General features: G+C 61.5%; 23 protein-coding genes and 1 pseudogene. 16 read left to right on the top strand and 8 right to left on the bottom strand.

The window, feature by feature from the left end; all coding sequences use genetic code 11:
- Positions 1–8 precede the first annotated feature (8 nt).
- The 15 genes from AB7I51_RS11225 (at position 9) to AB7I51_RS11155 (ending at position 14,100) form a co-directional block, all read left to right on the top strand.
- Complete coding sequence (locus AB7I51_RS11225; protein ID WP_428406219.1) at positions 9–344, top strand: type IV secretion system protein VirB3; 336 nt, start codon at positions 9–11, stop codon at positions 342–344.
- Positions 337–2,709, top strand: a complete 2,373-nt coding sequence (locus tag AB7I51_RS11220; RefSeq protein WP_428406218.1) for a VirB4 family type IV secretion/conjugal transfer ATPase — start codon at positions 337–339, stop codon at positions 2,707–2,709. The genes AB7I51_RS11225 and AB7I51_RS11220 overlap by 8 nt, the downstream gene beginning before the upstream one ends.
- Entirely contained in the window at positions 2,706–3,416 is a 711-nt protein-coding gene (virB5, locus tag AB7I51_RS11215; RefSeq protein ID WP_428406217.1) for a P-type DNA transfer protein VirB5, read from the top strand. The genes AB7I51_RS11220 and virB5 overlap by 4 nt, the downstream gene beginning before the upstream one ends.
- The gene (locus tag AB7I51_RS11210) at positions 3,413–3,697 is read left to right on the top strand and encodes an EexN family lipoprotein (RefSeq protein ID WP_428406216.1); all 285 of its coding nucleotides are present in this window, start codon (positions 3,413–3,415) and stop codon (positions 3,695–3,697) included. The genes virB5 and AB7I51_RS11210 overlap by 4 nt, the downstream gene beginning before the upstream one ends.
- 11 nt (positions 3,698–3,708) lie before the next feature.
- Positions 3,709–4,692, top strand: coding sequence for a type IV secretion system protein (locus tag AB7I51_RS11205; RefSeq protein ID WP_428406215.1), 984 nt, complete (start codon positions 3,709–3,711; stop codon positions 4,690–4,692).
- 342 nt (positions 4,693–5,034) lie between these two features.
- Positions 5,035–5,709: a virB8 family protein gene (locus AB7I51_RS11200; protein ID WP_428406214.1), complete on the top strand. Its 675-nt coding sequence runs from the start codon at positions 5,035–5,037 to the stop codon at positions 5,707–5,709.
- Positions 5,709–6,569: a P-type conjugative transfer protein VirB9 gene (gene virB9 / locus AB7I51_RS11195; RefSeq protein ID WP_428406238.1), complete on the top strand. Its 861-nt coding sequence runs from the start codon at positions 5,709–5,711 to the stop codon at positions 6,567–6,569. Before AB7I51_RS11200 ends, virB9 begins: the two co-directional genes overlap by 1 nt.
- Positions 6,570–6,599: 30 nt before the next feature.
- Positions 6,600–7,754, top strand: coding sequence for a type IV secretion system protein VirB10 (virB10, locus tag AB7I51_RS11190; protein WP_428406213.1), 1,155 nt, complete (start codon positions 6,600–6,602; stop codon positions 7,752–7,754).
- Positions 7,751–8,821 carry a P-type DNA transfer ATPase VirB11 gene (virB11, locus tag AB7I51_RS11185; RefSeq protein WP_428406212.1) on the top strand — a complete coding sequence of 357 codons (1,071 nt, stop codon included), beginning with the start codon at positions 7,751–7,753 and terminating at the stop codon, positions 8,819–8,821. Before virB10 ends, virB11 begins: the two co-directional genes overlap by 4 nt.
- Positions 8,811–10,889 (top strand): type IV secretory system conjugative DNA transfer family protein, encoded by a 2,079-nt coding sequence (locus AB7I51_RS11180; protein ID WP_428406211.1) that lies wholly within the window; start codon positions 8,811–8,813, stop codon positions 10,887–10,889. Before virB11 ends, AB7I51_RS11180 begins: the two co-directional genes overlap by 11 nt.
- Positions 10,882–11,694 carry an LPD7 domain-containing protein gene (locus AB7I51_RS11175; RefSeq protein ID WP_428406210.1) on the top strand — a complete coding sequence of 271 codons (813 nt, stop codon included), beginning with the start codon at positions 10,882–10,884 and terminating at the stop codon, positions 11,692–11,694. Before AB7I51_RS11180 ends, AB7I51_RS11175 begins: the two co-directional genes overlap by 8 nt.
- Positions 11,695–12,049: 355 nt before the next feature.
- Complete coding sequence (locus AB7I51_RS11170) at positions 12,050–12,379, top strand: hypothetical protein (protein ID WP_428406209.1); 330 nt, start codon at positions 12,050–12,052, stop codon at positions 12,377–12,379.
- A 64-nt stretch (positions 12,380–12,443) separates the two neighbouring features.
- Positions 12,444–13,292: a division plane positioning ATPase MipZ gene (locus AB7I51_RS11165; protein ID WP_428406208.1), complete on the top strand. Its 849-nt coding sequence runs from the start codon at positions 12,444–12,446 to the stop codon at positions 13,290–13,292.
- Between the two features lie 203 nt (positions 13,293–13,495).
- Complete coding sequence (locus AB7I51_RS11160) at positions 13,496–13,801, top strand: type II toxin-antitoxin system RelE/ParE family toxin (protein ID WP_428406207.1); 306 nt, start codon at positions 13,496–13,498, stop codon at positions 13,799–13,801.
- A gap of 2 nt (positions 13,802–13,803) precedes the next feature.
- Positions 13,804–14,100, top strand: coding sequence for an addiction module antidote protein (locus tag AB7I51_RS11155; protein ID WP_428406206.1), 297 nt, complete (start codon positions 13,804–13,806; stop codon positions 14,098–14,100).
- A gap of 74 nt (positions 14,101–14,174) precedes the next feature.
- Here AB7I51_RS11155 and AB7I51_RS11150 read toward each other — a convergent pair whose 3' ends face one another.
- The 4 genes and pseudogenes from AB7I51_RS11150 to AB7I51_RS11135 form a co-directional block, all read right to left on the bottom strand.
- Complete coding sequence (locus AB7I51_RS11150) at positions 14,175–14,495, bottom strand: hypothetical protein (protein ID WP_428406205.1); 321 nt, start codon at positions 14,493–14,495, stop codon at positions 14,175–14,177.
- A 27-nt stretch (positions 14,496–14,522) separates the two neighbouring features.
- Entirely contained in the window at positions 14,523–14,684 is a 162-nt protein-coding gene (locus AB7I51_RS11145; protein WP_428406204.1) for a TlpA family protein disulfide reductase, read from the bottom strand.
- 89 nt (positions 14,685–14,773) lie between these two features.
- Positions 14,774–15,217 (bottom strand): RNA polymerase sigma factor, encoded by a 444-nt coding sequence (locus AB7I51_RS11140; RefSeq protein ID WP_428406203.1) that lies wholly within the window; start codon positions 15,215–15,217, stop codon positions 14,774–14,776.
- Positions 15,218–15,368: 151 nt separating this feature from the next.
- Positions 15,369–15,545 (bottom strand): annotated as a pseudogene (locus tag AB7I51_RS11135) (YgaP family membrane protein); the annotation flags it as partial.
- A 242-nt stretch (positions 15,546–15,787) separates the two neighbouring features.
- Here AB7I51_RS11135 and AB7I51_RS11130 point away from each other — a divergent pair.
- Positions 15,788–16,891 carry a Fic family protein gene (locus AB7I51_RS11130; protein WP_428406202.1) on the top strand — a complete coding sequence of 368 codons (1,104 nt, stop codon included), beginning with the start codon at positions 15,788–15,790 and terminating at the stop codon, positions 16,889–16,891.
- A gap of 78 nt (positions 16,892–16,969) precedes the next feature.
- Here AB7I51_RS11130 and AB7I51_RS11125 read toward each other — a convergent pair whose 3' ends face one another.
- From AB7I51_RS11125 to AB7I51_RS11110, 4 genes are all read right to left on the bottom strand, one after another.
- Entirely contained in the window at positions 16,970–17,881 is a 912-nt protein-coding gene (locus tag AB7I51_RS11125; RefSeq protein ID WP_428406201.1) for a relaxase/mobilization nuclease domain-containing protein, read from the bottom strand.
- A 128-nt stretch (positions 17,882–18,009) separates the two neighbouring features.
- The gene (locus tag AB7I51_RS11120) at positions 18,010–18,474 is read right to left on the bottom strand and encodes a plasmid mobilization protein (protein ID WP_428406200.1); all 465 of its coding nucleotides are present in this window, start codon (positions 18,472–18,474) and stop codon (positions 18,010–18,012) included.
- A gap of 411 nt (positions 18,475–18,885) precedes the next feature.
- Complete coding sequence (locus AB7I51_RS11115; RefSeq protein ID WP_428406199.1) at positions 18,886–19,902, bottom strand: ParB/RepB/Spo0J family partition protein; 1,017 nt, start codon at positions 19,900–19,902, stop codon at positions 18,886–18,888.
- On the bottom strand, positions 19,899–20,693 hold the full coding sequence (locus AB7I51_RS11110; RefSeq protein WP_428406198.1) for a ParA family protein: 795 nt from the start codon (positions 20,691–20,693) through the stop codon (positions 19,899–19,901). Before AB7I51_RS11110 ends, AB7I51_RS11115 begins: the two co-directional genes overlap by 4 nt.
- Positions 20,694–20,940 lie beyond the last annotated feature (247 nt).

The raw sequence follows: 20,940 nt of genomic DNA, 5'->3' as shown, positions 1-20,940 counted from the left end.
AACCGCTGATGAGCGACGAACGCCTCGTCGAGGATACCCTCTTTCTGGCCTGCACGCGTCCGGCGATGATTGTCGGTGTGACGATGGAGGCCATGGGTCTCAACATCATCTTCTCCTCGATCCTGTTCGTGCTGGCAGGCAGTCTGCTCTATGGCCTCGTCGCCTTGCCTATCCACTTCGCCTGCCGACTCATCTGCCGGCGTGACGCCAATCAGTTCCGGATTCTTTTCGCCTGGTTCGAGACGCGCGGCCGCCATCGCAACGCGGGCCTCTGGGGCGGCTCTTCCTGCACGCCCTTGCAGCTCATGCGCCGCTTCAACGCCCAGGATCTCGTCCATGGCTAGCGTCGCCATGCGCGTCAAGGCGCGCGAAGTGGAATCTGGCGTCCACCTGCCCTATCTGCGCCACGTCACCAGGCACGTGATCTCGCTGTCGACGCGCGCGCTGATCACCACCATCCGTCTTTCCGGAGTCTCCTTCGAGACGGCCGACGCGGTCGATCTCAACGACCTTCACGCCAAGCTTAATCTGACGCTGCGCAACATCGCGGACGAACGGCTGGCCCTTTGGACCCATATCGTCCGCCGCCGCGCGAGTGATTATCCGGAGGGCGCATTACGCTCGGAATTCGCGCGCGAGCTCGATCAAGCCTATCGGGCCCGGCTCGTTTCCGAGACGCTTCTCAGCAACGAACTTTATCTCACCCTCGTCTGGCATCCAGGGCGTGACGCGACTGAACGCGCCTCACTGTTCTTTTCGCGTCTCGCTCGCGCCCAACGCGCCGGCGCCGAAGTCGACGCTTTTGGGCTGAAGAAGCTCGACGACGTGACCCGCGATCTGATGGCGGCGCTCAACCGCTATCGGCCCCGTCGGCTCGGGCTCGTCGAGCGCCATGGCGTCGTCTTTTCCGAGATCGGCTCCTTGCTGCAGGAGCTCGTCGCCTGCGAAAACCTGCCCTTCCCGCTCATCCAGGGGCCGATCGGGCCGGCGCTCTATGCGAACCGCCTGATCTTCGGGCGCGAGACGATCGAAATCCGCGGACCCGGCGGTTCGCGCTTCGCCGGCATGCTGGCGTTCAAGGATTATCCGGCGACGACCAGGCCTGGCCTTCTCGATGGCCTTCTCGCCGCACCATTCGAACTCGTCCTCGCGCAGAGCTTCGCCTTCCTTGGCAAGGCGGAAGCCAAGACGGTGATGACGCGCAAACAGAACCAGCTTCTCTCCACCAACGACCCCGCCGCCTCGCAGATTGGTGAGCTCGACGCCGCTCTCGACGATCTTGAATCGAACCGCTTCGTGATGGGCGAACACCATCTGTCGCTTCTGGTGCTCGCCAACGAACCGAGAGCGCTCCTCGAGAAGATGAGCCAAGCGCGGCGGATTCTGGCCGACGCCGGCGCCGTCGTCGCGCGCGAAGATCTTGGGCTGGAGGCCGCCTTCTGGGCGCAATTGCCGGGCCTGTTCAAATATCGGGCGCGGGCCGGCGCCATCACTTCGCGCAATTTTGCGGGGCTCTCGCCCTTCCACGCTTATCCTTCCGGCAAGGCCAAGGGTAATCATTGGGGACCGGCCGTCGCAGCGCTGAAGACCGCCTCGGGGTCGCCGTTTCATTTCTCGTTCCATGTCGGCGATCTCGGCAACACATTCATCTGCGGCCCCTCCGGGTCGGGCAAGACCGCGTTCCTGACTTTCGCGTTAGCGCAGGCGGAGAAACTCGATTGTCAGCTCGTCCTCTTCGACAAGGATCGCGGCGCCGAGCTCTTTATTCGAGCGATCGGCGGCTCTTACCTGACCCTGAAGAGCGGCAGGCCTACGGGCTGTGCGCCTTTGAAGAGCTTCGATCTCACGCCGTCGAATCTCGCCTTCCTCGGCGCACTGGTGCGCAAGCTCGTCAGCGTCGAGGGAAGGCCGCTAACGGTCGCCGACGAACAGAGAATCGACAATGGCCTCTTGGCGCTGCGCGACATGCCGCCCCATGAGCGCTCCTTCTCGGCGCTGCGCGTCTTTCTTGGCCAACGCGACACGGAAGGCATCGGCGCGCGGCTGAAGCGTTGGTGCAAGGGCGGCGCGCTGGGGTGGCTTCTCGATGCCGATGAGGATGCGATCAGCATCGATTCTCATGCCTTCGGTTTTGACATGACAGAGGTCCTCGACGACCCCGTCATCCGTACGCCGCTGATGATGGTGCTTTTCCGACGGGTAGAGGAGCTCATCGACGGCCGGCGCATCATCATCGCCATCGACGAATTCTGGAAGGCCCTTGACGACGAAGCCTTCCGCGATCTCGCTAATGACGGGCTCAAAACCATCCGCAAGAAGAACGGCGTGATGGTCTTCGGCACCCAATCGCCGCGCGATGCGTTGGCCTCGCCGATCGCCCACACGATCGTCGAGCAATGCCCCACTCAAATTTTCTTTCCGAACGCCCGCGGCCAGGCGCACGACTATATCGACGGCTTCCATCTCTCCAAGATGGAATTCAGGCTGATTCGCGAGGAGCTTTCGACCGAAAGCCGCCGCTTCCTGCTGAAACAGAGCCACGATGCGGTGGTGGCCGAACTTGACCTCAAGGGCATAGACGACGCGCTCGCCGTCCTTTCCGGGCGCACCTCGACTGTCGAACTCCTCGATCGGCTTCGCGCCGAAGTCGGCGACGATCCAACCAAATGGCTCCCTCCTTTCCATCACCGCCGAAAGGGCCTCGCATGAAGCCGCCTGTCCGATTCATTTCTCTCGTGATCATGGCCGCCCTGCCCTTTCCGGCCTTAAGTCAGGTCGTTTTCGATCCGAGCGTCTTCGCCCGCCAACTCGACCAGCTGATCGAAATGAAGAAACAGGTCGAGACGCTCACTTCGCAACTGAAGGTCGCGCAAGATCAGCTCGCGCAGGCGAAGCAGCTCTATGATTCCTTCAACAGGCTGACGAAAGCGAATGACGTCGCGAGCCTGCTGAACTCGTCGGAATTTCGCAAATATCTGCCGGGAGAATTCTCGCAGATCGAGGGACTGATCAAGGGATCCGGCTCGAGCGGCTTCGCCTCCTCCATCGACAGCTATCTCTCGCAAAACCGGCTCTATACGGAAAATCCGGGAAACTCTTTCTACGCCTCCGAACTCGATCGCATCGCCCGCCAAACCGGCGCCAAGCACTCGCTCGGCCAGGCCGTCTATGACACGGCCTCCCGGCGCATCGATCAATTGGAGGAACTGCGCCGTCAGATCAGCGCCTCCAAGGATGCCAAGGAAGTGCTCGATCTTTCCGCCCGCCTCCAGGCCGAACAGGCGTTGCTGCAAAACGACGTGCTGCGTCTGCAAGGCCTCGCCATGATTCAACGCGCGCAGGCCGACATGGATGTCGAGCGCGAACGCGAACACGGTCGCCAGCTCGTCCAGGAAATGAAAGGAGCCCTGCGGTGAAGCGATCTCTCGTCATATTTGGCTCGCTCGTCCTTCTCGCGGCTTGCGGCGACAAGGCCAAGGACAAGTCGCCATCTCGGCCTACCTCGGCCCAACCGCCGAAAGCGCGCACCGTGCTCGAATTCCTCGAAAATCCAGAGGCGCTCGACGAGGCCTGGGCCAAGTGCCGCAACGATCCGGGCGGGCTCGGAGCCACAGGCGAATGCGTTAACGCCGGCTACGCCAAGGAGCGGCTGATGATGCTCGGTAGAGAGCGGGCGATCCAAAGCCTGAAGCGCTGAGGGGAAAGCAGATGGCGATTCAGGTCTTCGACGAATTCTTGAAGGAGTTCGAGCAACCAATCACGCAGTTCGTTTCGAACGCCGTTCAGAACGTCTCGTCATATGTCGACGCACCGCTGCGGGTCGCGGTGATGCTCTATGTCGCAATCTACGGGATCGCTGTCATGCGCGGCGCGATCCAGGAGCCGATCCTCGACTTTGCCTGGCGTTCAATCCGAATCGTCGCCGTCATCCTGCTCGCGACCAATGCCGCTTCCTATCAGCAATATGTCACCGGACTCTTTTTCGAATCGCTCCCCAAAGAAATCAGCAACGCCATCGCGGGTGGCGGGCTCGATATGAAATCCGGTCAGCCCTTCGATCAATTGCTCAACAAGGGGGTTGAAGTCGCGACACAGATTTACGAGCAGGCTGGGATCACCAACATCGCTCCCGCCCTGATCGCCGCCATCCTTCTCGTGTTCACCGCTGTCAGCGGCTTCCTGCAATTTGCAATCATGCTCTATGCGAAAGTCGGTCTCGCGCTAATATTGGCGCTCGGCCCGATCTTTATCGCCCTCATGCTGTTCGAAGCGACGCGCACCTTCGGGGAAGCGTGGACGCGCCAGCTCGCTAATTTCGTGATCCTGCACGTCCTCGTCGTCGCGCTGATCGGGCTGATGCTGACAACCGTCGGCCATTTTGTCGACAAATATGGCGCCAATGCCGCCTCCGCGGGCCAGTTGATCGTCGGCGCCGTAGCGATCAGCGCCGTCCTTGGCCTCGCCGCCTATATCGCTCTGCAATTGCCCGAAATCGCCGGCGCGCTCGCCGGCGGCGGCGCATCGCTCGCCGCCCACATGCTCAATCGCTGGATGGCGGCCACTGCAACCACCGCCACCCTGGGGGCAACGATCGGCGCCTATGCCGGCGCCCATGTCGCCGCGACACGGACGGTGAAGGCGCTGCAAGGTCGGCGAAGAGGCGGCAGCATTCGCCACGTTCCTGCGGAATGACGCGCACTCGCCATCTCAAAGATCATGATTTCGGAGACGCAATGACGGCACGAATGGGATTTCTAGCGCTGGCGCTCGCCACGCCTCTTACCGGTTGCGCAAGTCTCACGGGCGCAGGCGCGCCGTCCTGCGACGGGTGGACGCGGCGGCCGCTCAATCGGTCGCTATGGGATTGGGAGAACGCTGCGCCGATTGAGGCGCCCGCGCCGGCTTCGCCACCCGCTGCTGGCGAACCACTCATCCGCAAGGGCGAAATCGATAGGGCGTCAGCGAGCGAGCGAACCGCCGCTCTCCCGATATTTGATATCGCCGCTTCGACGCGGCGCTGCGGGGACCCTGACCATGGTTGAGCACGGAGACTTGAAGGAATATTTCGAACGCGCGCGCCTCTGGGAGCAGGATCTCCTCCTCTCGGCGCAACGCTCGAAGCGCATCGCCTGGGGGGTTGCGGCGGCGGCCTCGGCTCTCGCCTTCGTCTCGATTGGCGCGGTCGCGGCGTTGACGCCGCTCAAGACGATCGAGCCTTTCGTCATTCGCGTCGACAACGCGACCGGCATTGTCGATGTGGTTTCCGCCCTGAAGGACGAGCCGCAAGCCTATGACGAAGCGATCGCAAAATATTTTCTTGCTCAATATGTGAGAGCGCGGGAAGGCTATAGTTTCGTCGAGGCCCCCGCAAATTTCCGCACCATTTCGCTGCTGTCGACCCAGGGCGAGCAGACGCGCTTTTCGATCCACTATCGCGGTTCAAACCCCGACAGCCCACAGGTCGCCTATGGCAAGAGCGGCCTCGCCGAAATCCGCATCAAGGCGATCTCGTTGCTCGGTCCCAATCTCGCCTCGGTGCGCTATTTGCGCGAAGTCCGTCATGGCGACGAGATCAAGATTTCGCACTGGATCGCCACGGTCGCCTTCTCGTTCGAGAAGAAGGCGACGATCTCCTCTTCCGATCGCCTGATCAATCCTCTCGGTTTTCTCGTCTCCGAATATCGGTCCGATCCGGAGACCGCGCCGTGATGAATCGCTTCTTCTTCGCTGGCGCGATCGCGACGATCGCGGGCGGGTTTTTGATCTCGCCCTTGCCGAGCCTCGCCCTGCAGCAACCGACAGCTGGATCGCGCGACGCGCGCATGCGCATGGTCGCCTACGATCCCTTCAACGTCGTAAAAATCAATGGCGTCATCCGCGCTTCAACCCAGGTGGTCTTTTCCGAGGACGAAGAAATCGCCCATGTCGCGATCGGCGATTCAGTCTCCTGGGAGGTCGCGCCAGCCGGCAACATCCTCTTCCTGAAGCCGCGCGAAAGGCACCCGCCGACCAATCTGCAGGTGGTAACGACGCGCCGGGACGGCCGCAAGCGGTCCTACCAATTCGAGTTATCGATCGCCGAAAGCTCGCTTGGCGAAAGCTATTTTATGGTTCGCTTCGCCTATCCCGGCGACGCGGCGGAGGCCCGCCGCTATGCCGCCGCATCGAGGAGCAGCGAGATGGAGGCGCGCGCCGTCGATGAAACCTTCGCGCTGCACAACGCATCAGCGCCGCGTAATTGGAGCTATTCGGCGCAAGGCACGCCGAATCTCGAGCCCGACGCCGTTTATGACGACGGCAAGGAGACGACGCTGCGCTTTGAGGGGAATCGCGAAGTCCCGGCGATCTTTCTCGTCGGCTCCGACGGAACCGAAAGCCTCGCGCCAAAAGACGTGCGCGGCGAACTCGTCGTTGTCCATGCGGTCGGCCGCGAATTACGCCTGCGGCAAGGCGCGGAGGTTCTCTGCATCTTCAACGAAGCCTTCGATCCGGTAGGCGTCAATCAGGCGACGCGAACGACGAGTCCGAGCGTCGCCCGGCTGCCGCGACGAGCGGCCCGGACGCGATGACGATCGCAATCACGTTGAAGGGCGAAAACAATGAATGAAGATCCGCCAGCCGGCCCACTCGATCAGGAGCGTCGCATCACGCCGGTCTCTTCCGTTGGAGACGCGCCGCTGCCTTGGCGCAAAGGATTGGGCGTTATCGGCCTCGTCACGCTCTGCGGCCTGGTGCTGTGGGCGAGCTGGAAGCGCGCGCCAGCCGAGTCCGAGCCACGCCAAAAGCCGACGATTTCTGTGGCGAATGCGTTCGAACGTCCGCGCGACCCGCCAGTCGCTCGTCTGGAGCCGGTCGCGCTTCCGGCCGCGCCCCCCGCTGTCGCTGAGCGATCCAAGGCCGATGAACTCTTGGACAGTGCGCGGCGTGCGCCCGTGCTCGTGTTCAATCGGCCACAGCAAGCTAAATCCGGCGTGTCGACGGCCCAACCTCCCGGCGTGGACCTTGAGCCGACGGGCTCCATCTACGCGAACGGCTATGGCGCTCCCGAGGCTCGCAACGAACTCGCGAGTAACCTCCGGCCAACCGCGATCGAAGGCGTGCGCGCAGCGCGCCTCCCCAATCGCCATCTCATGGTGACGCAGGGAACCGCCATCCCCTGCGTCTTGGAGACCGCCATGTCGTCGGACGTGGCCGGGTTCGTGTCCTGCGTCGTTGAACGCGACGTGATGTCTGACTCCGGCCAAGTCGTGCTGATGGAGAAAGGGACCCAAATCGTCGGCGAATATCGCAGCACTCTGCGGCGCGGCTCGAGGCGCATGTTTGTCCTGTGGACGCGAGCAAAAACGCCGACCGGCGTGATCGTCGCGCTCTCGAGCCCCGCCACCGACGCGCTGGGGCGCTCCGGCTTTGATGGCGAGATCGACAATCATTTCTTCGAGCGCTTCGGCGGCGCTCTGTTGCTGTCGATCGTTAACGACGCTGGACAAGTCGCCGCCACTCGGCTGTCGCAGGCCAATGTGCAAGTGAATTCGATCCAGAACTCGGGGCAGAGCGCGGCGGCGATTGCGACGGAACAATCGATCAATATCCCGCCGACACTCTATAAGAGCCAAGGCGAACTCGTCTCGGTCTTCGTTGCCCGCGATCTCGACTTCTCCTCCGTTTATCGCCTGCGGATCATCGAAGGCCGAACGCAGATTCTCGACCGCACGATCGCCAGCGGAATCGCCGGACCACGGATCACCAAGCCATGAGCGGCGAGGAAGCGGCCGTTCTCGACGAGTTCCATGCTCCGAACTTGAATAGCGCCGAATGGTCAGCCGAGCGTTGCGTGCTGCTGCGGTTATCCGAACCGATCGCCGATCTGCTTGCCGACCCAGAACTGACCGAAATTGTCGTCAACCGGCCGGGCGAAGTCTTCACCGAAGGCCCGCAGGGTTGGACGCGTCATGAGCGCAAGGGACTTGGTTTTTCGCATCTGATGAATCTCGCGACCGGCGCTGCGGCCTTCACCTGCCAGGATATCGCCGTCGACCATCCGATCGTCTCGACCGTTCTGCCGATGGGCGAGCGCTGCCAGATTGTCATTCCGCCCGCCGTGCCCGCGGGCACTGTGAGCCTCACAATCCGCAAAGTGGCCGCTGCGACGATCACCCTAGAAGAATTCGAACGCCGCTCGCTTTTCGTTGATGTCTGCCAAGCAAGCGACGGGCTTTCCGAGAACGAAGAAGAGCTCATGCGGCTCAGAGACGCCGGCCATTGGCGCGCCTTCCTCGAACGCGCCGTCGCCAGTCGCCGCAATATCGTCATTTCCGGCGCGACAGGATCGGGAAAGACGACGCTCGCCAAAGGCCTCGCCGCGCTGATCCCTGATCATGAGCGCATTCTCACGATCGAGGACACGGCGGAGCTCACTATCCCGCAACCCAATCATGTCCGCCTGCTCTACGCCAAGGATGGCTCCGGCGTCGCAAAGATCGGCCCGCGCGAATTGCTGGAATCGGCCTTGCGCATGCGCCCCGACCGCATCCTGTTGCAGGAGCTGCGCGACGGCACGGCTTTCTATTATTTGCGCAATGTAAATTCGGGCCATCCGGGTTCGATCACCACGGTCCATGCCGATAGCGCGCGTCTTGCCTTCGAACAGCTCACTCTGCTCGTCAAGGAGAGCGCCGAAGGGCGCGAACTCACCCGCGAGGACATCAGGCGATTGTTATATCTCATGGTCGACGTCGTGGTGCAGATGAGCCGCAGCAATGGCCGCTACCGCATCACGGAAATTCACTATGATCCCGAGTCCAAGCGCCGCAATGCCTTCTGAATCGCGCTCGCTCGGAATTGCCGCCGTTCTCGGCAAGATCGCGCGCCCGGACTGGGATCGGTCCTGTCGGCTCCTGGCGCTCCCAATTGGTCTTTCGCTCCTGGCGGCGGCGATCTTTCTCCTCCTCGCTTCGAACGTCCTGCTGCTCGGCCTGCGCGCCCATGACGGCGGCCTGCATTTCTTTGATATTCTGACGCTGGCGCCGCAGTTCGGAACCGACAAGCGGCTCGACCGCTGGCTGACCATTGGATTTCTTGTCGGCGCTGTCACGACGTTCGCCCTGCTCGGCATGATCCTGCGCGCCAGGCCGCGGCCGCTGCATGGCGCCGCGCGTTTCGCCACGCCGCGCGATATCGAAGCGGCTGGTCTGCGTTCGAAAAACGGTCTGTTGCTCGCCGAGGCTAACGGCAAGCTTCTGATCTTCGGCGGGACGGAGCACGTCATCGTCTATGCGCCGACAAGATCCGGCAAGGGCGTCGGGGTCGTCATCCCCAATCTCCTCTCCTGGAGCGACAGCGTCGTCGTGCTCGATATCAAGAAGGAGAATTTCATCAAGACGGCCGGCTTTCGAGCGGCGCATGGGCAGAAAGTCTATCTCTTCGATCCCATAGATCCCCAAGGTCGCACTGCGCGCTATAACCCTCTCTCTTTCGTGCGCCGCGACCCGCCTGATCTCTATGACGATCTGCAGCGAATCGCCGGCATGTTGTTTCCGCCTGAACCGCGCGGCGATCCCTTCTGGACGGAAGCTGCGCGATCGGCCTTTATCGCCATTGGCGGCTACATCGCCGAAACGCCGCAGCTACCCTTCACCATCGGCGAGATCCTACGCCAACTCACAGCGGCGGCCGACGTCAAGGCGCATTTCGAAAGTGTCTTGGGCAAGCGAAAAGCGGGTTCAGACCAACTCTCCGCCTCTTGCGTCGCGGCGCTCAATGATTTTCTCGCGGCCTCAGAAAATACGCTGCAATCGGTGCGCAAGACCGTCACCGCGCGCCTGGGGCTCTGGCTCAATCCACGCATCGACGCCGCAACCTCGGCGAGCGATTTCGATCTGAACAAATTACGCTCCGAGGCGATATCGATTTATCTAGCGGTGACGCCCGACAATCTCGACCGGCTGGCGCCGCTCCTCAACCTCTTCTTCCAGCAGGTGGTTGATCTCAACGCCCGCGAACTGCCCGAACACAATCCGGCGCATTCGCGCCAGCTCCTTCTGCTCCTCGACGAATTCTCCTCTCTCGGCCATGTCGGTGTGCTGGCGAAAAGCGTCGCCTTCATCGCCGGATATGGCGTCAGGCTGCTGACAGTTTTGCAGAGCCCATCGCAATTGCGCGCGATCTATGGCGCGGACGAAGCTAAGAATTTTCTGACCAACCACGCCGTCGAAATCGTCTTTACGCCCAAAGAGCACGACGTCGCCGTCGAACTCTCGGAACGCTTCGGAACGCAGACGGTGGAGGCAAAGAGCCGATCGCGGCCTTGGGGCTTTTCCAATCGCTCCCGCTCCGAGACGGTTTCGGATCATCGGCGTCCTCTGCTCCTACCTCAGGAATTAAAGCTCACGCCTAAAACCAACGCCTTCGTATTGATGGCCGGCGTTCCGCCAATCCTCGCCGACAAGCTCGTCTATCACGAAGATCGCCGCTTTACGGCTCGATTGCTCCCACCGCCGATCATTGAACCGATGCCTGCGCCTGCCAATGAAACGCTCGCCTCGCAGGTTCTTCAATTGAAGCAGGACGTCGCCGAATTGCGCGCCATTGTCATTCGACGGCCGCTGACCGACACGGAAATCGACGACCCGGCGTCGATCCCCGCCGACGCGCTCTCGAACCTCGCCGATGTGCCGCTCGACCTCGAGAACGTCTCGGAAGAAGTGCTCAACGCCTGGGTCGCGGACCATATCGACGGCGCCGCCCGCTACGACGAGAGTTCGGAAGCTGCCGCTCAGGCGAGCGAGAATTCGAGTCCCTCCCAGCCCCTCGAAGGTGAAGACGCACGAGCCAAGGGCGCGTCCGGGCGCGGCCAGCGCCGCAAGCGAAGTCGGGAGTTGAGCCGTGGCTGAGAACAATAAGGACCGCGACCGCGCCTTCGAGTTGAAGCGAGCGGCGCAAGACGACGACGATCCGCGAAAGCACGCAACCGATCGACTCTCGGCTTCAGAATCGAGCGGCGCAGCCGAATTCGATTTCCTGCCCGCGCATCTACGCCGCAAATATTACGTCGTGGACGTCGACGCGCAAGAGGCGAGAATCTACGCCGATCGCGACGGCGAATATCTTTTGGCGAAGGCCGGCCGCGATTGCTTGGTGACGCTCGTCGCCGACCTCGAAATTGTCCGTGACCTCGTCGCCATCGCCGCGCATCGCGGCTGGGAAAGGATCGAGCTGACCGGCTCGATAGAATTTCGGCGAGAGGCTTGGCTCGCCGCCTCCGCGCGCGGGATCGAGACAAAGGGCTATGAGCCGTCAGAGCTCGATCGCGCTGCGCTCGCCAAGATGCAAGTACGATTTGGACATGACCAGAGCCATTCCTTCGGCCGCGATCGGAGCGGCGCAGGAGCGCCGGCTCGGCGCTCGCCGTCAACCGAGCGGAATTCAAATGGCGGAGCGGACGACCGCAACGCCCGCTCGCATCTCGCCCTAATCGAGCGGATCGCGCTTGCGGCTTTCCCCAGAGACGCCGAAGCGCGCAAGCGCATTCTCGACGCGACGCGGGAACGCATGGCGCATCATCGGCGTCGTGGCGCCTGCTTCGATCGCGCCGAAATCCTCGAAGGAAAAACCAAGCAGTCGCGGGAGTCGCCAAGCAAGTCCGTTGGAAGAACCAGAGATGCGGATCGCACAGAGCGCGCCTACAGGAATCGATAACGCTTCTCGCCGCACAGACCGCTGCGGGGGCCACGTCGATATTTGAAGATTTCATTATTCACGCCGCGATCTCGTCGCAAATGGCGCGATATTTCTTCTCGCACGCCATCTTGATTCGATTCGTGATCGTCGCGTCACCCCGAGCTGGCAGTTCGCGCCGTCTTCAACTGAACATAGAGAAAAACACATGACGATCGCGCAAAGGTTGAGGGACGGCAACGCTGTGGACAAAAACGCGGTTGAAGCGAGCCTAGCGATCTCCGATAGAGTGTCGGCCTTGCGATCGGCGTTACGCTCGGCGCCGCCGAAAAAAGGCGCACGCTCCCGCAGCCCTCTCAAAGCCGCCGTCGCGCAGTTGCTGCCGGATCTGCTCGCTTTCCGCGCAAAAGGATACACCAGTGTGGAACTCGCCGAAATCATGCGCAGCAATGGCATTGTCATCGCCCCCGGCACATTGAACAAATATATCAATGAAGCGCGCGCTCGCCCCGCCAATCGACGCAAAAAGAAAATGGCGTCCGTCGCCGCCAAATCAAAGACGACGACAGTTAAATCAGGCTCAAGGACAGCCGATGTGGCGAGAACGATGGCGACGCCTCCTTCGCTATTGGCGACGAAGCCTCCGGCGCAAGCTCGAAAAGCTGCCAAGGACGTTCTTGGGCATCGCTTCGATGACGATGTGTAACGAGCAAGACTCAGTGTCGCGCCAAATCGCGACGCTTAACCCCGACAGCAAAGGACATTCGGACATGGCTACTGCTACTGCCGCCGCCGTCAAACCTCGTCCTCGCGCGGCGGCGTTACCCGCCGCCTTCAAGCGTGTGGCTCTCGTCGCCAATGAGAAAGGCGGCGTGGGCAAGTCTGTGTTTACCCGCACGCTCGTCGATCATCTCCGCACCAGTGGCAAGCGCGTCGCGGCCTATGACGCCGATGGCAGCGTCGGCGCGACCGCGCGCGTGCTCGGTAGCCGCGACGCCAACGGCGCCGTCGAACGCGTTCAGGATCCGGTCGAAGGCGTCGGCTATTACAATGGTCGGGCCGATGATGAACGCAACATTCTGCTCGACTCGATCGAGTCGGGTGAAAAGCTCTACGTTCACGATCTCGCCGGCGGCCTCTTGGCCGATCTCACGCGGATCGTCGACGGCGGCGAAGGACTCGACGGCCTTCTCGACGCTTTCGAAGCTCATGGCTACAGGCTGACGCTGTTTCACGTCATTTCGCCAGACGTCGGCGCCGCTCAGTCCGTCGCTCGCTGGTTGAGCTTGATCGGCGACAGGGCCGATCATGTCGCGGTGATCAACCTCAAGCACGGCAAGCCGCCAACCGATTTCCCGTTCTGGTACGGCTTTACCGACGCAAAGGGCGTAGCGAAAGGCGGCAAGACGCGCGAAAAACTGCTCGCCATGAGCGGCGTCGAAATCGAGTTTCCCGCTCTGCCTGCCGGCACGTTCGCCAAGTTGGACGCCGAAAACATCCCCTTCACGCGCGCCGACAAGGCCGGTCTGCTGACGATCACCGAAAGGGCGCACGTCGCGAAATACCTGCGCGACTTCGCCGCGGCGCTGACGCCCGCGTTTCCGTTGCTCGGCCTCTGAGTCGACGTAACTCGGAGCCGCGCTTCGATCCCAGCTTCCCATCGTGGCGCATCGGCGACCCGTCGCTAAAACTCCAACAGCCGAGCGCATAGCGTTGGTTTGATCGCGCGCAATTCGCCATCTCGTGCGCTAGCTCCCGCAAACCCATGAAACCGTCCTCTCAGTTGGCTCTCGACGTCCCGTCGAGTATCCTATAGGATACAATGCAAGTGCTCGAAGTTCGGAAGACCGACGCATTTGAAAATTGGCTAACAGGGCTGAAAGATCAGCGCGGCAAAGCCAAGATTGTCGCGAGAATCGATCGCTTGGCGCTCGGCAACCCTGGCGATGTGGCGCCCGTTGGAGAGGGCGTGAGCGAACTGCGTATACATTTCGGCCCAGGCTACAGGGTCTACTTCGTGCGACGCGAAAAGACCATCGTGGTCTTACTGTGCGGCGGCGACAAAGGCAGCCAAGAACGAGACATAGCGCAGGCGAAGTCGCTGGCGACAGAATTGGAGGATGAGTGACGATGGCCACGAAAACCTCGGCGTTCGACAGCGCGGAATATCTCGACAGCCCTGAAGCGATCGAGACCTATCTGGAGGACGCTTTGGAAAGCAATGATTCTGCGATCATCGCGCGTGCGCTCGGCGTAGTCGCGCGGGCGAAGGGCATGTCACGAATCGCCCAAGACGCCGGCTTATCGCGAGAGAGTCTTTACAAGGCGCTCAGCGCCGACGGCAATCCCGAATTAGCGACCGTGTTGAAAGTGATCAAGGCGCTTGGCCTCAAACTGACGATCGCGCCGACTCATCATGCTGCATAATGAAGAAACGACCGCTGAGCGCAATTCTTTAATTGTTTTACAGCGTCGCTAAGCTCCAAGCTGTCCCATCGGCGTTATCCGGCGCGCATGTAATAGCGCTGGATAGCGAGTCCCTCGCCAGACGTCCAATCGACCTCGCCGGTGATGTAGCCGACGCCGCGCCCGCGACGATCGACAACGTAGGACATCGGCATCCCATAGAGCGCAAAAAGCGATGAGGCGTCCTCGTTGACGTGCTTGGCGATGCGCCCTTCTGGGTCGAGGATGGGCTGGAGACGGGTAACGCCAACGCCTTTAAGAAACGCTGCGACCGCCGGCTTTTCGGCTTTGTCAATCGATACGGGGACGATTTCGAGATGGCTCGGGGCGACGATAGGTCGGAGGCGTTCGAGCATCGGCAATTCGCGGCGGCAAGGTGAACACTATGTCGCCCAGAAGCTCATCAGGACAACTTTCCCGCGAAGGTCGTTGAGGGCGACTGTTTTCCCGTCGATGCGTTCGAGCTTCAGCACCGGCGTTTCAATGAGAGAGCGAAGTTCGATGAATTGCGCCGCAGCCGTGCGCTGCGGCGGCGTCGGATACAATGGAAATTGTGCTCAGGCTGACGAAGACAACGTCGCCCCGACGACCGCGCAGACCACAGCACGGCGCGACAGACGTGGACTATCGCTTTTCACGCAGTATTCTCGGAGGAAGCCGCACCGGCCGGCGAGGACTGATCTGCGCCCAAGAGATATCCCCGAACGAGAATCCGCGCCCGGCGCAAGCGTGCCTTCGCCGTCACGACGCTGACATCAAGCCGCTCGCAAATTTCGGCGATGGTCACTTCCTCGAAGTCCCGTAGCAGAGTCATTTCGAGATAATGGGCCGGCGGGGACTCGGGGGCGAAGGCCAGTTCAGTCCGCAACTCGTCCGTGGATCGCTCCGTGAGATGCGCCTTGATGTGCTCCTCATCGAGTCCCTCGTGCCTGAACATTTTCCGCGACAGCCGCTGGCATTCGCGATGCACGACAGTAAACAGCCAGCCGGCGAAGGACGCCGCCTTCTTCAGCGTGCGCAGACGCCGCGCGACGATCGGCAGCGTTTGTTGCCCGGCATCGCCGATCTCGCTCGTCACGCAATGGCGCAAAGCCTAGCGGCGAGCATCGGACTGGCATTCCGCGAGAAGCCTTCCAGCGCCCAGCCGTCTCCGCGCTGAGCGCGGAGAACGAGTTCGTCTCTACCGCCACCATCGCCTCGCTCCCGGTTCGGTGATCCAACTTGCGCCCGACCATGGCGCAGGCCGGGCAAAGGCCGAGAAGTCCAGACATGGCCGCCATGGCGCCCATGGCTCCGACGCCCCACCCTATTGGTGTTGAGCCGAAATGGGCGATCGCCGCGGCGATGAGGTCCATGCCCATCGCCAACCGAACCGCGCGCTCCCAGCCGGAACATTCTTCACATATAGCATCTTCGATCTCCCGATCCCGTCGAGGTCGTCGTCAGCGCATCAAAAAGCGCGGGAATAGTTGGGCCGTCGATCGGCTCGCAAGCTTTCTTGCAGGATGGTCACGGCGATCGACAAGGGGACAACCACTCGATATTCGCCGCGGTAAATTGAGAGCCTTATCGCCGCATTTCATGCAGTGGTAAGGCTTGCGGCTTGCGGTGAATAGGAGCTACAATCACCGCAAATGACGCGGTGATTATGCCTTATATTCACGAACGCAAAGGCTGGCCCGCCTTCAGATGGAGCCGGGAGCGCTTGGCGGACAGCCTCGCTTCCGTCCGTTACCGGCAGGGACGGCTGATCGGCCGTATGGAGGGGCTCGGCTTTCAGCTACGCGCCGAAGCCGTCCTGCAAACGCTCACCGAAGAAATCCTGAAATCCAGCGAAATCGAAGGTGAGCAGCTCGACAAGGAACAGGTGCGCTCCTCCCTCGCCCGACGTCTCGGCATGGACATTGCCGGACTTGTCCCCGCCGATCGCGACGTGGAAGGCGTTGTCGAGATGATGCTCGACGCGACCCAGAACTATATGGCGCCGCTGACCAAAGAGCGGCTGTTCGCCTGGCACGCCGCTCTGTTTCCCACGGGGCGTAGCGGAATGCGCGAGATCGTGGTTGGCGCGTGGCGCAAAGAGGCATCAGGTCCGATGCAGGTCGTCTCGGGACCGGTGGGGCGCGAACGCGTGCATTTCGAAGCGCCCGACGCCGGAAGGATCGAGAAGGAGATGCATGCTTTTCTCGATTGGTTCGAAACCGACGCCATAATCGATCCCGTCATCAAAGCCGGCGTCGCGCATCTATGGTTCATCACCATCCATCCATTTGATGATGGCAATGGCCGCATCGCCCGCGCCATCGCCGAACTCGCGCTGACGCGTTCCGAGGGCAATCCCCAACGATTCTACAGCATGTCGGCCCAAATCCGCATTGAGCGCAACGCCTACTACGAGATGCTCGAAACGACGCAGAAGGGCGATCTCGACATTACCGCCTGGCTCGAATGGTTCCTCGAATGTTTGAACCGGGCGTTCGACGCCGCAGAGACGATCCTGGCCTCCGTGCTGCAAAAAGCGCGCTTTTGGGAGGCGTGTGCCGGAGAACCGCTCAACGACCGTCAACGAATGATGATCAATCGGCTGCTCGATGGATTCGAGGGCAAACTCACCTCGTCGAAATGGGCGAAGCTCGCCAAATGCTCCCAAGACACCGCACTGCGCGATATCGACGACCTCGTTAAGCGCAACATCTTACTCAAGGATGTGGCTGGCGGCCGCAGCACGAGCTACTCGCTGCGCAAACTCTGACCATCGGCGCCGGCGCCCCCATTTCGATGTCGCGCTCGTCCCTATTCCAGACGAAACCGCCAGCGCAAACCTTGCCGGTCAGCGATCGTCGGCATCACCTCTTTCCTTGCCCTTTGACGGCGCTCGGGCGCCGCGACGCATGAGCCTGTCGAAAAGCTCTCTTTTCAGGTGGTCGCGCCTCGTTTCTGGCCTCAGCATTTCAGAGACGAATCTCCACAACTGCTGCGAAAGCTCATGGTCGCTTGGGTTGCTAGATCGTTCCAGCTCCTGGGACTCGATCCGGTATGCGTCGCGGATTGCCGTCTGCCGGTCGCGCGTCTTTTTCTCCCAAGGACGCGGCGAAATTCTGCCCCCACGCGCTTCCCTGATGATCTCCTCGCGGGCCAGGCGCTCCACGCGAGGCGGCTCGCCCCGCTCCCTGATCGAGCGAACGACGCCGCGCTCGGCCTTCCGGATCTTGCCGCGCGCGCGACGCGGCGTCGCCTCCGCCTCGACGCCGCGCAATCGCAATTCGCCGGCGAAATCCTCGCGCCATGTCGCAAGATCGGCCTTGCGAGGATTGAGCCGCCTCCCGTTGTAGCCCAGCGAGCGCACCGTCAGATGAACGTGCGGATGCTTATCGTCAAGATGCAGCACGGAGACGTAATCATGCGCGCCGCCGAAAGTTTCCATCGCAAAGGCGCGGACTGCGTCCTTCACGGCGATGGGATCCGTTCCCGGCGGCATCGACAGGACGATGTTATGGGATAATGGCCCGTTCCGACGCCGGCGCTGATCGAGCGCCGCGTCGTCGGCCCATTGCACTTGTATGTCCCGCAATCCCTGCCGCCCGTCCATGACCGCGCCGGTTTCCGTTTCGGCCGCCAGCTCGCCCTTGCGGGTGATATATTCGAGATGGGATTTCAGATGAGCGACGGTCTTGCTCTTGCCGGTGATTTTGACCATCACCTCAGGCGTCTTTGCGACGATCCGCTGTAATTTGGACCGCATCGCGGGCGTGAGCTTTCGTGGATCGCCTGGATCAGAAATTTCCCATTGGGCGCGCTTCGGCCTTCGGACCGGGGTTTGCCATACATAGGAGATAGGCGGCAGTTCAAGATCGCGGTCGCCCTCGCCGCTCATCGGCCCGGCCAATAATCGGCGTTCCGTTTCAGCGCGGCGCGCAGTTCGACAAGCGCCCCTTCGATTTGCGCCGAGGCCTCTCGGATTGCTTCGGCCTCGATCTTCACCGATTGCCCAATCAACCGGTTCAGATTAGCGGCATGGGCAATCTGGTTGATGTTGCCGCCAATGCGGTTCAGCTCCCGCGCCACGGCGCGCAGCGCCTGGCGTTCGTCATGCGTCTGCTGCACCGGAAAGCCGAGCCGCGCCCTTACCAGCGATGCGATCCATTGCGTGCGGTTCATGCCGCGCTGCGCAGCGATGGTTGCCAATAAACCTAGCTCGCTTTCACACAGCCTGATCGTCACTTTACGCGACGCCCCTGTACGCATCGCACCTTCCGCTGGCGACGTTTCATTCCCTATCGCGTGCTCGACGAGACGCCGCATTGCGGCGGATTTTCCGCCTTCATTCGCCGCCATCGCCGCGAATTTTTCAGCAAGCGCATCGTCGAGATGAAATCCCAGAAACGCCATGCGTTCGGTTCGCCCTTTCAAAGCGCGAGACGTTTAAAAATGGCTGGCGGCAAGCCTATCCTGCACTCACCCTCGAAAAAATGATGCGCTCCATTTTCAAGTTTTCGGGGCTCGATTCCGATTAGCCGACTTCGCGTGGCGGCGTGTTCGTTGATTGCCTCGGATCGTTCCGGGCGGCGTGAAGATCGATACGATCATCCAGCCAGGTTGCTTTCTTGCCCGCGCCTTTTCCACACCCTCCGGCCTCTCTACGGCGCTATTTGAGAGCGCATTCGGCCTCCGGGCGCTCCGCTTCGCTTCGTCCCTTCGGGATGGAAAAGCCACTACATGACGCGCGGCCCTATCGCCTGCATGCCCTCACGCGCTGGAGAGGTCCGTCCTCAGCTCAACGAGCTTCAATGCGGCGAGAGGCAAGTCCTCGATCGTGCAGTCGTCGTCGAAGGAAACCAAACCATGCGTTTCGCCCTTGCTCGATCCGCGATCCAGAATCAGCTTCCCGGAACGCCGGCCGTGCTCGACGCGTAGCATCGTGGCCATTGCTTTGGACGGCACGTAGCTTCGGGCAGGTCGCCTTGACCCACGTGATGCTTCGTCATGAGCGATTCTGGACGGATCGAGTCGATCGAGCTGGCCGCTTTCATGCTCGCCATGCGAAACGGCGGCGCCATTCAGTGCTCCACTCAGCGACGAATCATCGATTCGCGATGCCCGAGCGCTTAGGCCTTCACTGAAGGCGATCACTTGTACGCGGGTGAACGAGTCATGTTCCGCGCAAAACGTCTCAACGGCCTGCGGAGACTTTTTCCACATCTGATGCAATTCATAAACGGCGCGGATCGGCGACGTCTCCAAGCGCTCCCGCAATATGGGCGCCATTTGCGCGACCGACGCATACATCGCGATATAGCTCTTGTTCTTGCCGAGTCGCAGCGCGATGTCCTTTTGCTTCTCGCCCGCCGCAAGGCGGGAAGCAATGAATGCGGCAATATCCGCGGCCGAAAGGTCGTCCCGTTGGATATTCTCGATCATCTGGTCGTAAGGATCGCTACTCTCTCCCAAATGAATAAACGCAGCGATCGTCGCGCGACCAGCAAGTTGCGCCGCCCGAAAGCGCCGCGCCCCGAAGACGATTCGGTGCATTCCGTTGGGACCCGCTGGGGTAAGGCCGATCGGTTGAAGGATGCCGCGTTCCCGGATCGAGGCGGCGAGCTCCTCCAGCGTCTCGGCGTCGAAAGCGCGTCGGGGCTGATGGGGGTCCTCCTCGATCGACGAAAGCGGGATTTCGAGGGGCTTGCCGCTCGAAGCGGGCGCTTCGAGGCCCTCGAGCTCGTCCAGCAGCAGCGCGACGTCATCGAGTTTACGGGCGTAGCTCATGCCATCTCCATCTTGATCGCGAGCTTATCGAACACGGCGCGCATCTCACGGCCGGCGTCGCGCGCCGCCGTCTTTGGCAAACTCCAGACTGGTTTTTTCTCGGCCAGCGCCTCGCCGATCGACGAGCGCTGCGGGATCACGCCCTCGAACAGGTATTTCGTGCCGAATCTCTGGACGAGGCTCTTCAAATTTTCTCGTTGGCGCGGTGAGGTCGTCTGCAGCCGATTAGGGATCAATCCAAGGAACTCGAGGCCGGAATTGTATTTCTGCTTTACGCCAAGGATGTGCGTCAGCAGAGTTTCAATGCCGTCGATGGCATAGTCGTCAAGGTCGATCGGCGCCAGCACGAACTGCCCGGCGATTAGCGCCGCGAGATTGCGTACGCCGAAGGTCGGCGGCGTGTCGATGACCGCAATATCATAGGCGCGCGATGTGTCCTTAATATTGGAACGGAATTGCTCGATTGTTTTGCCGTCTACCGCGACGATCCCGCGCAATGCGGCGCTGGCGCCAAGGACCCGAATGCCTGCGCTCGCTATTGGTGGAATGGCGACGGGATGCTCAAAGAGCGCTGCCGCGTCAACTTCGCCGGCGTGGGCCGCCAGCGTCGTTGTGCCATTGCTCTGGGGATCGAGGTCGAGGAAGAGAACGCGTTTGCCGCGTTCTGCAAAATACCAGGCGAGATGCACGGCGATCGTGCTTTTGCCAACGCCGCCTTTCTCGTTGTTCACGACGAGCGCCTTCATGTGGCCGCCGGGGTCGTCGCGACGATCACGAATGCCGGCGCTCATCGTCTGTCCTGTGGTTCTGTTGGTTCGAATCGCTACGATGGAGTTTTTACCCGGCAATCCAAGGAGAACCACTGCGACATTTCACAGGGGTAAAAGAGGGAAGCAGCCATTTGCGCCCACCGGGACGTTGTAATCTTTGCGCTTGGCAACCGGCGCAAAAAAGTTTGTCCGGGACAAACTCCAGCCGACAGGCGGGAAGCTTTGCCCCAGGCAAACTCGGGCCGCCTGACGGCGGGGAGAGATGAAA

The organism is Methylocystis sp., from assembly GCF_050246715.1.
GTDB lineage: Bacteria > Pseudomonadota > Alphaproteobacteria > Rhizobiales > Beijerinckiaceae > Methylocystis.
Note: the sequence above shows the minus strand (reverse complement) of the source record. Positions and strands in the feature narration are given on the sequence as shown.